16 protein-coding genes are annotated in these 13,877 nt (G+C 38.6%); 10 read left to right on the top strand and 6 right to left on the bottom strand.

Annotated features, from left to right (window positions below; genetic code table 11):
- Positions 1–132: 132 nt before the first annotated feature.
- The gene (locus OK414_RS16775) at positions 133–252 is read right to left on the bottom strand and encodes a DUF4023 domain-containing protein (protein ID WP_013057809.1); all 120 of its coding nucleotides are present in this window, start codon (positions 250–252) and stop codon (positions 133–135) included.
- Positions 253–460: 208 nt separating this feature from the next.
- Here OK414_RS16775 and OK414_RS16770 point away from each other — a divergent pair, with 208 nt between their 5' ends.
- Positions 461–778, top strand: a complete 318-nt coding sequence (locus tag OK414_RS16770) for a hypothetical protein (RefSeq protein ID WP_013057808.1) — start codon at positions 461–463, stop codon at positions 776–778.
- 94 nt (positions 779–872) lie between these two features.
- Here OK414_RS16770 and OK414_RS16765 read toward each other — a convergent pair whose 3' ends face one another.
- A complete protein-coding gene (locus OK414_RS16765) occupies positions 873–2,060 on the bottom strand; it encodes a macrolide family glycosyltransferase (RefSeq protein WP_263045227.1) in 1,188 nt (395 codons plus the stop codon).
- Between the two features lie 219 nt (positions 2,061–2,279).
- On the opposite strand from OK414_RS16765, the gene OK414_RS16760 reads away from it, so the two are divergent.
- Complete coding sequence (locus tag OK414_RS16760) at positions 2,280–2,996, top strand: CPBP family intramembrane glutamic endopeptidase (protein ID WP_034650690.1); 717 nt, start codon at positions 2,280–2,282, stop codon at positions 2,994–2,996.
- Positions 2,997–3,127: 131 nt separating this feature from the next.
- Here the strand turns inward: OK414_RS16760 and OK414_RS16755 are convergent, their stop codons facing one another.
- Positions 3,128–4,126 carry a GerAB/ArcD/ProY family transporter gene (locus tag OK414_RS16755; protein WP_263045226.1) on the bottom strand — a complete coding sequence of 333 codons (999 nt, stop codon included), beginning with the start codon at positions 4,124–4,126 and terminating at the stop codon, positions 3,128–3,130.
- A 471-nt stretch (positions 4,127–4,597) separates the two neighbouring features.
- Here OK414_RS16755 and OK414_RS16750 point away from each other — a divergent pair, with 471 nt between their 5' ends.
- The 4 genes from OK414_RS16750 (at position 4,598) to OK414_RS16735 (ending at position 6,138) form a co-directional block, all read left to right on the top strand.
- Positions 4,598–4,870 carry a hypothetical protein gene (locus OK414_RS16750; protein ID WP_016764777.1) on the top strand — a complete coding sequence of 91 codons (273 nt, stop codon included), beginning with the start codon at positions 4,598–4,600 and terminating at the stop codon, positions 4,868–4,870.
- Between the two features lie 84 nt (positions 4,871–4,954).
- The gene (locus OK414_RS16745) at positions 4,955–5,146 is read left to right on the top strand and encodes a hypothetical protein (protein WP_014459359.1); all 192 of its coding nucleotides are present in this window, start codon (positions 4,955–4,957) and stop codon (positions 5,144–5,146) included.
- Positions 5,147–5,188: 42 nt separating this feature from the next.
- Complete coding sequence (locus OK414_RS16740) at positions 5,189–5,560, top strand: hypothetical protein (RefSeq protein WP_034650698.1); 372 nt, start codon at positions 5,189–5,191, stop codon at positions 5,558–5,560.
- A gap of 44 nt (positions 5,561–5,604) precedes the next feature.
- Positions 5,605–6,138 (top strand): GNAT family N-acetyltransferase, encoded by a 534-nt coding sequence (locus OK414_RS16735; RefSeq protein WP_047933164.1) that lies wholly within the window; start codon positions 5,605–5,607, stop codon positions 6,136–6,138.
- Between the two features lie 180 nt (positions 6,139–6,318).
- On the opposite strand, the gene OK414_RS16730 is transcribed toward OK414_RS16735, so the two are convergent.
- A complete protein-coding gene (locus OK414_RS16730; RefSeq protein ID WP_095379290.1) occupies positions 6,319–7,068 on the bottom strand; it encodes a MerR family transcriptional regulator in 750 nt (249 codons plus the stop codon).
- A 158-nt stretch (positions 7,069–7,226) separates the two neighbouring features.
- Here OK414_RS16730 and OK414_RS16725 point away from each other — a divergent pair, with 158 nt between their 5' ends.
- Together OK414_RS16725 and OK414_RS16720 are read left to right on the top strand one after the other, a co-directional pair.
- Positions 7,227–7,679: a MarR family winged helix-turn-helix transcriptional regulator gene (locus OK414_RS16725; protein ID WP_013083871.1), complete on the top strand. Its 453-nt coding sequence runs from the start codon at positions 7,227–7,229 to the stop codon at positions 7,677–7,679.
- Between the two features lie 22 nt (positions 7,680–7,701).
- A complete protein-coding gene (locus OK414_RS16720; RefSeq protein WP_095379292.1) occupies positions 7,702–9,309 on the top strand; it encodes an MDR family MFS transporter in 1,608 nt (535 codons plus the stop codon).
- A 34-nt stretch (positions 9,310–9,343) separates the two neighbouring features.
- On the opposite strand, the gene OK414_RS16715 is transcribed toward OK414_RS16720, so the two are convergent.
- Positions 9,344–9,496 (bottom strand): hypothetical protein, encoded by a 153-nt coding sequence (locus OK414_RS16715; RefSeq protein ID WP_013057796.1) that lies wholly within the window; start codon positions 9,494–9,496, stop codon positions 9,344–9,346.
- 25 nt (positions 9,497–9,521) lie between these two features.
- Complete coding sequence (locus tag OK414_RS16710; RefSeq protein ID WP_013083869.1) at positions 9,522–9,704, bottom strand: YolD-like family protein; 183 nt, start codon at positions 9,702–9,704, stop codon at positions 9,522–9,524.
- Between the two features lie 618 nt (positions 9,705–10,322).
- Between OK414_RS16710 and OK414_RS16705 the strand changes: the two genes are divergently transcribed.
- Positions 10,323–12,131, top strand: coding sequence for an assimilatory sulfite reductase (NADPH) flavoprotein subunit (locus tag OK414_RS16705; RefSeq protein WP_013083868.1), 1,809 nt, complete (start codon positions 10,323–10,325; stop codon positions 12,129–12,131).
- Positions 12,132–12,153: 22 nt separating this feature from the next.
- Positions 12,154–13,875 (top strand): assimilatory sulfite reductase (NADPH) hemoprotein subunit, encoded by a 1,722-nt coding sequence (gene cysI / locus OK414_RS16700; protein WP_013083867.1) that lies wholly within the window; start codon positions 12,154–12,156, stop codon positions 13,873–13,875.
- Positions 13,876–13,877 lie beyond the last annotated feature (2 nt).

Genomic DNA, 13,877 nt, shown 5'->3' with positions numbered 1-13,877 from the left:
AGTATAGCTGCGAACGTTTTGCAGCGGGTTCAGTTTATTGTAACAGGGGGTTTGTTTTATCTCCAAACATTTCGACTTCCGAAGAAAGTTCAAAAAAAAAGCCGGCTGTCTTTACAGCCAACTTTTACAACATTAATGCTGTTTGTTAGGAAGTTTTTTCTCAGGATGCCCAGTAGCTTGCCCCTGCTTATTTTTACGCTGCTTTTCTTGATTATCGTTCAGCTTTTGAACAAATTCATTTGTGTTTTCCATATTATCTAAACCTCCTTTATGAGCTTTCCCTGTTACTATAACCCATTGCACTCAAAAACATGACGCCAATCCGCTAAAAGCCGCTCCATATATACACCGGTATATAGAAATTAATAGGAAAATCGTGTATACTGTTGTAAAAATAATGTTAATGTTTCGTGAGTTTATAATTTCTTATTCATTCATGAACAAGAAAAGGTGTTACGCAATGAGTGATTTTTTTAGCGGGAAAGAAATGTCGTTTATTTTAATTTTGACATTCAGCGTGTACATATTTGTCTGGAATGTGCCCCTTCAGGCGACAAATGCCATGATGATCTACTTTATCCTGCTGTTTTTGTATACAGTCAGTAAGCTGCTTTTTTCTCCTCAGTTCCGACAATTTCCGCTTGTTAAGGTGCTATTGGCCATTTTATTCGTTCTTATGCTGGCTGAAATAATCGTTGCTTACAGCACTCATAGCATAAAGATTACAGATTTAAATCATATTTTCGATTATTTCAGTCATATGGATTTGTATTCATAAGTTTTTTAGCCGTCATTTTGCTAATCATTGGCGTATATACAGTTTGTACATAGCTGGTTTAATGAAAAAAGGTGCACAAATGTGCACCTTTTCTTTATGAATATTGCTTCACTACGTGATTTACTATTTTTTCGGCTGCAGCGGCGGGGCCAGCTGCCTGTTCGAAACTTACGTTGATTTCTTTTATCCCTTTCTTGTAGCGGTCGTCATGTATGACTTCGTCAACTGCATTCCTTAAAAGAGAAGCATTTACCGTTTCTTTTGCTAAGCGATACCCGGCGTTTAGTTCCACGAGCCTTTGAGCGACGAGAGGCTGATCTTTCCCATGAGGTAAAACGACTAACGGTACGTTAAAATGAATACTTTCATTTACGCTGTTCATACCTCCGTGCGTGATAAAAACATCAGCTTCTTTTAACACGTCAAGCTGGGGAACATAGGGCGAAATAAGAAAATGCTCTGGTGCTTTTTTTATCTTTTTAAAATCAGCTCGGTCTCCTACTGCAATCACAACTTTGCCTTCAAAGTCGCTAAATGCGTCGATGCAAAGGTTGAAAAAGCCTTCTACATCATGAAGCACCGTTCCCATTGAAATATAAAGAACTTTTTCGTCTTTTAGCTTTTCTAGCGGAAAATCATGAGAGCCGTGACGCTTTGGAAAGCTTGGCCCAATAAATAAACACGAGTCATCAAAATGTTCATGAAGCGGCTGAAAAAAGCGGCTTGTATATACGACCGTTAATTCGCCTTCATTGTTCATAAATTGAAGCAGATTTTTAGGTTCTACCCCAAACTGATTTTTCAGCAAGCTGAGCCCGTACTGAGCTTTTTCGTCAGGTTTAAATGGAATGCCTGAATCCGGATGCAGAGGCATCATTGCTAAGCGTTCTTTTGGCATTAAAAAAGAAGCGGATGATACAATCCCGGGAATCCGCAAATAATCACGCACTAATTCGCCTGCTCCAAACTTGTCGTAAAACACAAAGTCAAAGTCAATTTTTTTTGATAACGTATGAACAAGCTTTAGCGTATCTAAAGACGTTTGGATGTGGATATTTAAAAAAGCGTTGATTCCTTGAGGAGTTTCAGGCTTGATGGATACACCGCTTAATAAGTCCCGGTGAGTGTGTACGATAGCCCCGGCGTTTTCAAGACGCTCTTTAAAACGCTCGGCCGTAATGTAATGAACGGTATCACCTCGGTCTGAAAAAGCTTTTACCATTCCAAGCGTTGGGTTTACGTGACCTTCAGCGGGAAAATTGATCATTAAAATGTTTGCCATTTTTTCACTTCACTTTCGGTAAGATTTCTTCAAGCGTAATCAAATATAAGGAAGTTGACAACTAATTTGGCTAGCTCATTTATCTTTTCAAACCTTATCTTTGGGTGTAAAATGTGAAAAAATATAACTTTTTTCCTAAAAAATAACATCATTAAGCGGAAGTTATGGTAGAATTTTGAGAGCACTAGAGAGAAAGAATCATTTTTGGAGGTTACTATTTTGAGTACGTTATCAACAAATTTAGAACCGGTTTTAAAGCCTAAAAAGAAAAAAGAGTTTACTTACTTCACGCTGCTTCTATTTATCGTGTTGGGCTTTGGTCTGCAGATTATAGCTGGAATTGGAGTAGCTATTTACGATGAAGTTACGGGTTCAAATATGACGGGAATTTTATTAGAAGGACCATATGCTCTGCTGGTAGACGCGGCGTTTTTTCTAGGCGTTTCCGTGCTGTACAGGCCTGTGCGCAGATTTTTAAAGCCTATGTGGAACTTCTCAGTATTAAAAGAAAGAAAAACGTATGTATATATTGTAGTAGGCTTTTTAATTGTAGCCGCGGTGCAGTACCTGATGCTTTCATTTTTAAACGTAGAAAGCGCAGATCAGCAGCAAAAGGATTTAAATCAAGGCAGTTTTAATCAAACGCTGCTTTCGAGCTGGATATTTTTTATAAGTGTAGCAGTCATTACGCCTATTAAAGAAGAGCTGCTTTACCGGGGTGTTTTATGTGGCTTTTTAACTAAACGTCATCACGTGCTTGTAGGCATTTTCATTTCCGCTCTTGTATTCGGTCTTTTACATATTGGTTTCCCAATTACGGCTACTGTAATGGGACTTGTTTTTGCCATTATTTATTATCGAACAAAATCTATTTTCCCATCTATGATTTTACATATGCTGTGGAATGGATTAGTGAGTATAACTGTATTCTTTTAAAAGCCGCTTAAGCGGCTTTTTTATTTGGATAAAGACGCGGAATGCTTTACGCGAATTTTCCCAACAATTAATAATCCAAGAGGGTAAAATAGTCCAAATAACAGACTGTACGGAATCCACGTATCTCTGTCCTACGTTTGTTCATATGGAATGCTTGGATACACGATAAGTGAAAATGTAACGGCAATCACGCCCAGCGGAAGAGTTAAAATTCGGTAGTTTTTTAATTCAAGAATTTGAGCGAGTCCGGAAACGGTCGCATAATAGTAGAGAGACGTTTTGAAATAAAGAGATAAAAACCACATAATGGCCATGATTACTTCAATGTTTTTCAGAAAATCGGCCACTTCGATACGCCTTGCAAGTTCATAGCTTGGATATAAAGCGATACGTGTATACGTATTTCCAAGTACAAGAATGCCAAGCAATAAAATAATAATCATAATGCCTCCACCGATTAAGCTTCCTGTAAAAAAAGCGCGATTTCGCTGATCAGGTTCCGCTACGTGAGCAGGGAAAACGGTCAGCAATACAATAAAAGTGAGAGAAGTAATACTTGTAAAGACCAGAATAGATCTGATAATAGGTTTAACGCCTACCTCTAACAACGGCTGTAAATTCTCATAATGAATTTGAGGAAAGATCGAAAAAACTAAGATTAAAAACGGAATAACAAACCAAGGGAAGAGAATTTCAGCACAGCGGGCAATCGTTTCAATGCCAAGCCGAACGCCGACAGTCACAATTCCCATAAACAAAATATGAACAGCAAGCATAGGCGTTTGAATAATAATGCGAGTTGTTAGAAACGAGCCCACGTAAAATAAAACTTGACTGCAAAAAAGAAGAGTAGAAGCGACAAATAAAAGAGAGACAAACTTTCCTAGCCACTTGCCTAAAATGGCTTCGTTGAGTTCTATCAGGGTTTTATTCGGGTAAAGGCTAGAGAGTTTGATATACATCCATACAAGTAAAACGCCTACACCTACACCTAAAATAGCTGGAATCCATGCCTCTTGTTTAGAATCAGCCGTTAAGCTTCCAGGTACAACTAAAATAGTGTCGCCTAAACTATAAAAAATCACGAGTATTCGAAACTGTGCTGCGGATAATTTCATCTGACTATGCACGTTGTTCACTTCCTTTTACTTCAACAGACTGAACAAAAAATCACTAAAAGGCTTTAATAAAAAAGCAATGCCGTCCCCGGGGTTGGGGATTTCCACACCGCTGTATTTTAAACTAACAATCAACATACTTACTGTGAACAAACTCCAAAAAATTCGCTTTTCTCTTTTACTTTTCACTTTTTTTAAATAAGGTATTTCTACTAAACAAACAGCTACACAAAGTAAAAAAATCCCTAAAAATATAAGCATGTATCAACCTCAATTAGTAACCCTTCAAAAATAATAAAGGGATGTTAAAGACGCCTGTGTTTCAAAAATAGTATCACCCAAGATGGCTTCATTTATGAAAAGTAAGACTAAAGGCAGTGCAAAACCGTGTTATAATGACCAAGTTAAGCGTTATAATAGAGAAAAAACAGCATGATTACAAACAAGTAGATACATAACAAGGTAAGGATGGGAGAGAGATAGATGGCAGACGAATTCAAAAAAATGCTAGATGACAAAGAAAAGGTACAGCTTATGATCGCAGCCGTTGTCATGCTCGGAGGCCTGGTCGTTTTGTTAAAAAGCGTTGCAACGGGTCAGGCAATGGGCCAAAGATGGCTAGAAAGTAAAGGGAATGCAGACACAGATCTGTATCTTGAAACGGTAAAAAGCTACATACACCTGTATCAAATTGTGGGTGGCGTCATGTTTGGAGGAGGCCTTCTCACGTTACTTCGTGCTAAGCTAAAGAAATAAAGCGGCAGCAAAATAAAAGATCATAGTCCAAAAGAAGTATCATATCTTTTTAATAACTTAAAAAATAGTGAAAAGGAGTTATGTATGAATAATGAAGAAAATACACCGGCATATCATCTGTTTATGATGATAGGAGCGCTTGCTATGCTGATTTTTGGCGTTGTCGGTTTCTTTATTCAGTATCCTGCTACGTTAAGTTTTGTGATGTGTATTGGCGGAAGTATTATATTTTTGCTGCATTTATTTGAATATATGAAACCTAAAAATGAACTATAGCATCTTCAAACGAGGAAATCTAGAGGAAAAGGAAGATGAGAAATGCAGAAACATCGTACGTACGAAACGCTAGTTGATCTTTATCAAAAAAGCGCAAAAATTCATTATGAAATTGATTATCGAAATAAGAAATCTGTAAAAAAAGGAAACCGAGCTGCAGAAGATATGAAAAAAATTGCGCAGCTCATTCATTTATACTATCCAGGCATGCTGTTTGAATTTTCAACACTGCTGACGAATCCTACTTATCGGATTGACCTATGGGCTGCACATCATATTTTAGAAATTATGAGCTATTCACCAATGCTTGAGGACAACGCGCTTTCCGTCATTGAACGCTACGCCGATGAAAATGATTTTACGGCTTTAGGAAATCGCATGTGGTTAGGTCAGTGGAGAGAAAAACAACGCTAAAACCCATATAGGCAAACAAGAATAACTAAAAGGAAGATAGGTATATGAGTTTACGTACATTAAAGAATGGTATAGGCGTCACCATTCGAGAAGCAGAATCAAAAGATGCAGAGAAAATGATTGCTTTTTACAATCGAGTGGGAGGAGAAAGTGATTTTCTTTCATTTGGAGAAGGGGAGTTTCTTAGACCTGTTTCAGAGTATGAAGTGTTTTTAGCTTCTGTAAAACAAGAGCAAAATTCTCTTATAGTCCTGGCTGAAAAAGAAGAAGAAATCATTAGTATTGCATCCATCACCTCACCTCAAAACCCGCGTAATAAGCATGTGGGTACCCTTGGTATCGTGGTAGACAAATCTTATAGCGGGCTAGGGTTAGGAAGACAGCTAATGATTGAGCTGATTGAATGGGCACGTATGAATAAACAAACAAAAAAAATCGAACTTGTGACGCGAGAAGATAATCAAAGAGCTATTTCTTTATACAAGCAGCTAGGGTTTCAAATAGAAGGATTAAAAGAAAAAGACACCTATATAAATGGCTTGTACTATAATACAATGCTTATGGGGCTTCATTTATAAAAAGAGGCTGGAACAAAAGTAGTTTCGTTAAAGGAAGATCCGAACGATGAATCGAGATTCTTGATGGAGAATCAACGTCGTTCGGTTTTTTTTATGCTTGCGCTGTAACAAGCAGTTCAGCCCATGTATCCAATCTATTTATCTTTAGAAATGATTTAGTTATACTTAAATCTCTTTTGTTTATTGTTTGTTAGCATCAGCAAATGCACTCATCGCCTCGCTCATGAATTTCGCTAATCCTTTTCCGTAGCGATTGATGTTAGTTGTAAATCGCTCATCTTGCACATACATTTCTCCAAGACCTTTAAAGGCTTCTAATGAATACGTTCCAAAGTTTTTATTTAAAAATTGATACCATGTCGCAATAGCTTTTTGAGCTTCTGTAGAGGATGGTGACAGATCACGAAGCGAAGCTAAGTGAGTGTAGATACTTTCCCATTCGTTTGACATGTGCTGCTGTTCTTCTTGTGAGAAGCTTTGTATTTTTTCATTCGCTTCATCTACCCGCTGGTTTCCCCAGCGCTTTCGTGCTTCTTCTTCGTATGGGTTATGCGAAAAATCCAGTCCGTTAAACCGCTCTTTTTCGTTCATTTCAATCGCTCCTTCTTCATATTGAATCGTTTTATTAATGGTTACAATCATTTGATCGAGCCGACTGCGTTTTTCAATCAGCATGTTTTTTTGCAGTATCAACGCTTCTATGCGATTAAACGTCGGTTCTGTTATAATCTCGTGAATTTGTTTTAAAGGGAAGCCAAGTTCTTTAAAAAATAATATTTGCTGAAGCATATCGAGATTAGCCGGTGAATAAAGCCGGTAGCCGGATTCACTAACGGCATCAGGTTTTAATAGCCCGATTTCGTCATAGTGATGCAGCGTGCGGACGCTGATTCCTACTAAGTCAGCAACCTCTTTTACTTTTCTGTTCATTCTTTCATCTCCCTTCTAAAATCTACTATAAAATATAACGCAGCGTAAGGGTCAATACTAAAAAAGAAATAATTGACTTTTAGTTTATATGCATTTATATTTAATTAGCATTAACTATTTATAACATGAAATAAATAAGCAAGCCTGGAGGAATAGATGTGACAAAAAGCAATCAGTATCTTGGAGAGATTCGTTCATCGCTTCAAGTGCTATTTGAAAAAATGCAGCCTGAAATAATGGAGAGTCTAAATGAGCATGAGATGACTCCTACGCAATTATTTGTTCTTTCTTATTTAAAGAAAGTAGGGAGCAGTAAGGTTTCTCAAATTGCAGAGCTAATGGATGTCAAACCGAGCGCCGTGACTCTTTTAGTGGATCGTCTCGAACAACACAATTTTGTTGTAAGAGAACATAATAAAGAGGACAGACGAGTCGTTGATATTACCTTAACGGAGTTTGGGCATCGCAAGCTTGAAGATGTGCTGAATGGTCGAAAAGCCATTATGGACCGCTACCTTTTGCATTTAACAGAAGAAGAGCTTTCTATGATGGCTTCTATTACGAAAAAACTTGCAACGTCAGCTGCTTCTTATAAAGATAAGCAGCAGTAACAAAAAAGAGGAGAGACACACGATGGAAAATCAAAAAAATTCAAAGCGCACGCTCTTATTAATTGGGTTAATTATTGCGATGTTCTTTTCTGCACTTGATGGAACCATTGTCGGAACAGCTATGCCAAGAATTGTAGGAGACCTTGGTGGATTGAGCATGATGACATGGCTGACAACAGCCTATTTATTAACGTCGACAACGGTTGTTCCGATTGCAGGGAAACTCGCTGATTTAGTAGGACGCAGAGTAATTTATGTTACAGGACTTATTATTTTTATGGTCGCTTCTGCTCTATGTGGAATGGCAAATAACATGACAGAGCTTATTTTATTCCGTGCATTACAAGGAATTGGCGGCGGCGTTATGATGCCGATGGCAATGATTGTAATCGGTGATTTATTTACAGGAAAAGCACGAGCAAAATTTCAAGGAGTATTCGGAGGAATTTACGGTCTTGCTTCTGTCATCGGTCCACAAATTGGCGGATGGATTGTTGATTCACTGAACTGGAAATGGGTGTTTTACATCAACTTGCCGGTAGGGATACTCGCTACCGTTTTTATTGCACTGGGACTTCAAGGAAAGAAACAGACGGGACCTGTTAAATTTGATGTAGCCGGTATGTTGACAATGGTTATCGGAGTAGTGAGCTTGCTTCTTGCCCTGAGCTTTGGAGGAAAAGACTACGACTGGAACTCATGGCAAATTATTAGTCTATTTACACTTGCTGTTGTTGGGGTCATAAGCTTTATCATTGTGGAAACGAAAGCGAAAGAGCCGATTCTTCCGATGTATTTATTTAAGAACCGAACGTTTACGCTTTTAAATATCATTGGCTTTTTTATGAGCATCGGCATGTTCGGAGCCATTACGTTTGTTCCGTTCTTTATGCAAGGAATCGTTGGAGTCAGCGCCTCGGAATCCGGTACCATTATGACACCGATGATGATTTCAATGATTGTAACAAGTATTATTGGAGGGCAGCTTGTTTATAAAGTTGGAATCAAGCCTCAAATTGTTACGGGTATGCTCATTATGGCAGGAGGGTTCTTCTTGTTAACAACATTAGACCTTCATACTAGCAAACTTGTTGCCACTTCTTATATGGCCATAATCGGTTTAGGAATGGGTCTTGTAATGCCAATTTTAACACTTGCTCTTCAAGAGAGCTTTTCAAAAGAAGAGCTCGGTGTGGTTACATCATCAAGTCAATTTTTCCGTTCAATTGGAGGAACGTTCGGTATTACGATCTTAGGAGCAGTAATGAATGCAAAATCAGGTACGCTTCTTACTGACAAACTCGTTCCATATTTAAACACATTGCCTGCTCAAGCAAGTGCTTTTGCAGACGGGTTTAAAAAAGCGATTGATACGAATCCTGAAAGTGTGCTGCAGATGCTGTTTAGCCCTGAGGCGCTAAAGAGTATTCCAGCTGCGCTTTCAGACAGCATTGTGCCAATTTTGAAGACCTCGCTAATGAGCGCATTGCACAGCGTCTTTTTCATGGGCTTAGCTTTTATTATTTTAGGAGCGGTATGCACATTGTTCTTAAGGCAGATCAAGCTTTCAAATAAAAAAGCTGAAGAAAAACCAGAAGAAGGCATTGTTGAAGTAGAGCCATCACATTAAAAAAAGCGCACAAATTTGTGCGCTTTTTTCTATATTAACTAGTTGTTTCATTAGGCTTACGAAGAAAAGGAGATTGTTTAGACGTGTCATACGAAATTTGATCAAGCAAATACGTTAAATATAAGTTCAGTTCAAATCGATCTTCCGACACAAAATCTGTAAGCGCTTGCTTATTATCTTTCCACATGGTAATTCCTCCTTAATTTTACATACTAATGAATGGATTTAATATCAGAAAGCAAAAGGGAAACAACGGCTTCATTTTCGTCTTTTACGGATAGAATTTGCTGATGGAGATTTAAGTTGTGCACGCGGCCTTTGCACGTTTGCAACGTCCCATCTTTATAGTAAGAAACAGTTATCGTCCCACTTTTCGTTAATTCTCGTAAAAACATTCAAGAAGCCTCCTTAAAAAAGATTACCTGCTTTAAAAGCCAGTCCTTTCATTTGAGATGAGCAAAAGGGAATTGTATGTACTGCAAGCTTCCCTTTATATTCTTCAACGTGTATGAATAGATGGAATAAAAGGTTGCTAGCTCACCTATAAACTGTCCTAAATTTCAGAATATACTGTCTTTTCCATATAGTGTTTTTTAAAAGGATTAATGTTACATTTATTATGTAACATTCTGATGAGAAAGAAAACCGTTTCTACAAAACTTCTCTAAAAATTACAAAATATTCATATTCATGTGAAGGATGTAGAATGAACAAATATAGAAGTAACTGCGTTTATAAAAAAAGTAAACATAACTTCAATTATTAATGATCTTAATACTAGTTATCAATTATATGTATTTTACTAATTTATTCTTCTCCGATAAAATGCAGGTAGACGAATTTGATAAGAATTTTCTAATGATTTATATAATTAAATTTGATATAATCTATAGGAATAATAATGTATGAAAGGAAACATCATTGATTAATTAGACACAGGTATTAAATGTTGTTGAAGATGATTCGTAAAAGCATACATATTTAAATTATATATTTTTGTGAGGTGGACAGTGTTGCAACTTAAGGTAGTAAACAGCCCTTTTAATCAAGAACAAGCAGATTTGCTTAATCGCCTTCTGCCGACATTAACAGAAGCACAAAAAATGTGGTTGAGCGGTTATTTAACAGCAGCTCAATCTACGTCTGCCGAAGGAACGCCAGACGTTTCTACAGCAGCGCCTGCTCAAACGAAACAGACAGTTTCAAAAGACGTAACGATTCTTTATGGATCACAAACAGGAAATGCTCAAGGACTTGCTGAAAATACAGGCAAAACGCTTGAAGCAAAAGGCTTTAATGTAACTGTATCTTCTATGAATGATTTCAAACCAAATAATTTAAAGAAACTTGAAAATTTATTAATTGTCGTAAGTACACATGGAGAAGGAGAGCCGCCTGATAATGCGCTATCTTTCCATGAATTTCTTCACGGCCGTCGAGCGCCAAAACTTGAGAACTTCCGTTTCTCTGTTTTATCGCTTGGAGACAGCTCATACGAATTTTTCTGTCAAACAGGAAAAGAATTTGATGTGCGCTTAGCAGAACTTGGCGGTGAAAGACTGTATCCGCGCGTTGACTGTGATTTAGATTTTGAAGAGCCCGCAAATAAATGGCTTAAAGGTGTTATTGACGGATTAAGCGAAGCGAAAGGACACAGCGCTTCGGCAGCTGTTCCAGCGGAAGCTCCTGCAGGAACTTCACCATATTCAAGAACAAACCCTTTTAAAGCAGAAGTGCTTGAGAACTTAAACTTAAACGGCCGCGGATCAAATAAAGAAACGCGACACTTAGAACTATCTCTAGAAGGTTCAGGTTTGACGTATGAACCAGGAGACAGTTTAGGTATTTATCCTGAAAATGACCCGGAGCTTGTTGATCTTCTTCTTAACGAATTCAAGTGGGATGCAAGTGAAAGTGTAACGGTTAATAAAGAAGGAGAAACGCGTCCTCTTAGAGAAGCGCTAATCTCTAATTTTGAAATTACCGTTTTAACAAAGCCGCTTTTAAAGCAAGCAGCTGAGCTTACTGGAAACGATAAGTTAAAAGCCCTTGTAGAAAATCGCGAGGAATTAAAAGCATACACACAAGGCCGTGATGTAATTGACTTAGTTCGTGACTTCGGTCCATGGAACGTATCGGCACAAGAGTTTGTAGCCATTCTACGTAAAATGCCAGCGCGTCTTTACTCGATTGCAAGCAGCTTATCAGCAAACCCTGATGAAGTTCATCTAACAATCGGAGCGGTACGCTACGAAGCGCATGGACGCGAGCGTAAAGGTGTTTGTTCAGTCCTTTGTTCAGAACGTTTGCAGCCAGGCGATACGATTCCTGTATACCTTCAAAGCAATAAAAACTTTAAGCTTCCTCAAGATCAAGAAACGCCAATTATTATGGTAGGACCTGGTACAGGTGTGGCTCCGTTCCGCTCATTTATGCAAGAGCGTGAAGAAACAGGGGCAAAAGGAAAGTCATGGATGTTCTTTGGAGATCAGCACTTCGTAACAGACTTCCTTTACCAAACAGAATGGCAAAAGTGGTTAAAAGATGGCGTACTGACAAAAATGGACGTGGCGTTTTCACGCGATACAGAAGAAAAAGTATACGTACAAAACCGTATGCTCGAACATAGTAAAGAATTATTCCAATGGTTAGAAGAAGGCGCATCTTTTTATGTGTGCGGAGATAAAACAAATATGGCACGCGACGTGCACAACACGCTAGTTGAAATTATCGAAACAGAAGGCAAGATGAGCCGTGAACAGGCGGAAGGTTACCTTGCTGAAATGAAGAAACAAAAACGTTATCAGCGTGATGTATACTGAGGATTGAAAGGAGATTTTCAACATGGTAAACAAAATTTTAAAAGCGCCCGAAGGTCCTCCAAGTGACGTTGAGCGCATAAAAGATGAAAGTAATTATTTGCGCGGTACATTAGGAGAAACAATGCTAGACCGCATTAGCTCAGGTATTTCTGAAGACGATAATCGTTTGATGAAGTTCCACGGAAGCTACTTGCAAGATGACCGAGATCTTCGTAACGAACGCCAAAAACAAAAGCTAGAGCCAGCTTACCAATTCATGCTTCGAGTCCGTACGCCAGGCGGTGTTTCAACACCAGAACAGTGGCTAGTGATGGATGATTTGGCACAAAAATACGGAAATGGAACGTTAAAGCTGACAACTCGTCAGGCATTCCAAATGCACGGAATTTTAAAGTGGAACATGAAGAAAACGATTCAAGAAATTCATGCTTCGTTATTAGATACAATTGCAGCTTGCGGAGATGTAAACCGTAACGTAATGTGCAATCCGAATCCCTATCAGTCAGAAGTACACGCTGAAGTATTCGAATGGTCAAAAAAATTAAGTGATTACTTATTGCCTCGTACAAGAGCGTACCACGAACTTTGGCTAGATGAAGAGAAAGTGATCAGCACACCGGAAGTGGAAGAAGAAGTGGAACCAATGTATGGTCCGCTCTATTTGCCAAGAAAGTTCAAAATTGGCGTAGCTGTTCCACCGTCTAATGATATTGACGTGTATTCACAAGACCTTGGCTTTATTGCCATTTTAGAAGACGAGAAACTTGTTGGGTTTAACGTAGCAATCGGCGGCGGTATGGGTATGACGCACGGAGATAAAGCAACTTACCCTCAGCTTGCAAAAGTGATTGGGTTCTGTCGACCTGATCAAATTCTAGAAGTAGCTGAAAAAATCATTACGATTCAACGTGATTATGGAAACCGCTCTGTACGTAAAAACGCGCGTTTTAAATACACGGTTGATCGTCTTGGATTAGAAACGGTAAAAGAAGAGCTTGAAAATCGTCTGGGCTGGAGCTTAGACGAAGCAAAATCTTATCACTTTGATCATAACGGCGACCGCTACGGCTGGGAAAAAGGTGTAAAAGGAAAATGGCACTTTACTCTTTTTGTTCAAGGTGGACGTATTGCTGACTTTGAAGACTATAAGCTTATGACGGGTCTTCGTGAAATTGCAAAAATTCATAGCGGTGATTTCCGTTTAACGGCCAATCAAAATTTAATTATCGCGAACGTATCAACTGAAAAGAAAAAACAAATTAGTGACCTCATCGAACAATATGGATTAACTGACGGCAAGCATTATTCGGCTCTTCGCCGCAGCTCATTAGCTTGTGTATCGCTTCCAACTTGCGGGCTTGCGATGGCAGAAGCTGAGCGTTATTTACCAGTTCTTCTTGAGAAAATTGAAGCAATTGTAGATGAAAACGGCCTTCGCGATAAAGAAATTACTATTCGTATGACGGGCTGTCCTAACGGCTGTGCACGTCCTGCTTTAGGTGAAATTGCTTTTATCGGTAAAGCGCCGGGTAAATACAATATGTATCTTGGAGCAGCATTTGATGGCAGCCGCTTAAGTAAAATGTACCGTGAAAATATCAGTGAAGAAGAAATTTTAAACGAGCTGCGCGTCTTGCTTCCTCGCTATGCAAAAGAAAGAGAAGAAGGCGAGCACTTTGGTGACTTTGTCATCCGCGCTGGTGTAATCGAAGCTGTAACAGACGGCACGAATTTCCACGCGTAATA

It is taken from the genome of Priestia sp. JV24 (assembly GCF_025910025.1).
GTDB classification, from domain to species: domain Bacteria; phylum Bacillota; class Bacilli; order Bacillales; family Bacillaceae_H; genus Priestia; species Priestia megaterium.
The sequence above is the reverse complement of the archived record's forward strand: the minus strand, read 5'-3'. Positions and strand labels throughout refer to the sequence as shown.

Coding starts and splice junctions, on each gene's coding strand:
- OK414_RS16740 (WP_034650698.1), top strand. CDS start 5,189: ATGCAGAAACATCGTACGTACGAAACGCTAGTTGATCTTTATCAAAAA.
- OK414_RS16710 (WP_013083869.1), bottom strand. CDS start 9,704: ATGTTTTTACGAGAATTAACGAAAAGTGGGACGATAACTGTTTCTTAC.
- OK414_RS16775 (WP_013057809.1), bottom strand. CDS start 252: ATGGAAAACACAAATGAATTTGTTCAAAAGCTGAACGATAATCAAGAA.
- OK414_RS16730 (WP_095379290.1), bottom strand. CDS start 7,068: ATGAACAGAAAAGTAAAAGAGGTTGCTGACTTAGTAGGAATCAGCGTC.
- OK414_RS16715 (WP_013057796.1), bottom strand. CDS start 9,496: ATGTGGAAAGATAATAAGCAAGCGCTTACAGATTTTGTGTCGGAAGAT.
- cysI (WP_013083867.1), top strand. CDS start 12,154: ATGGTAAACAAAATTTTAAAAGCGCCCGAAGGTCCTCCAAGTGACGTT.
- OK414_RS16735 (WP_047933164.1), top strand. CDS start 5,605: ATGAGTTTACGTACATTAAAGAATGGTATAGGCGTCACCATTCGAGAA.
- OK414_RS16750 (WP_016764777.1), top strand. CDS start 4,598: ATGGCAGACGAATTCAAAAAAATGCTAGATGACAAAGAAAAGGTACAG.
- OK414_RS16745 (WP_014459359.1), top strand. CDS start 4,955: ATGAATAATGAAGAAAATACACCGGCATATCATCTGTTTATGATGATA.
- OK414_RS16765 (WP_263045227.1), bottom strand. CDS start 2,060: ATGGCAAACATTTTAATGATCAATTTTCCCGCTGAAGGTCACGTAAAC.
- OK414_RS16720 (WP_095379292.1), top strand. CDS start 7,702: ATGGAAAATCAAAAAAATTCAAAGCGCACGCTCTTATTAATTGGGTTA.
- OK414_RS16770 (WP_013057808.1), top strand. CDS start 461: ATGAGTGATTTTTTTAGCGGGAAAGAAATGTCGTTTATTTTAATTTTG.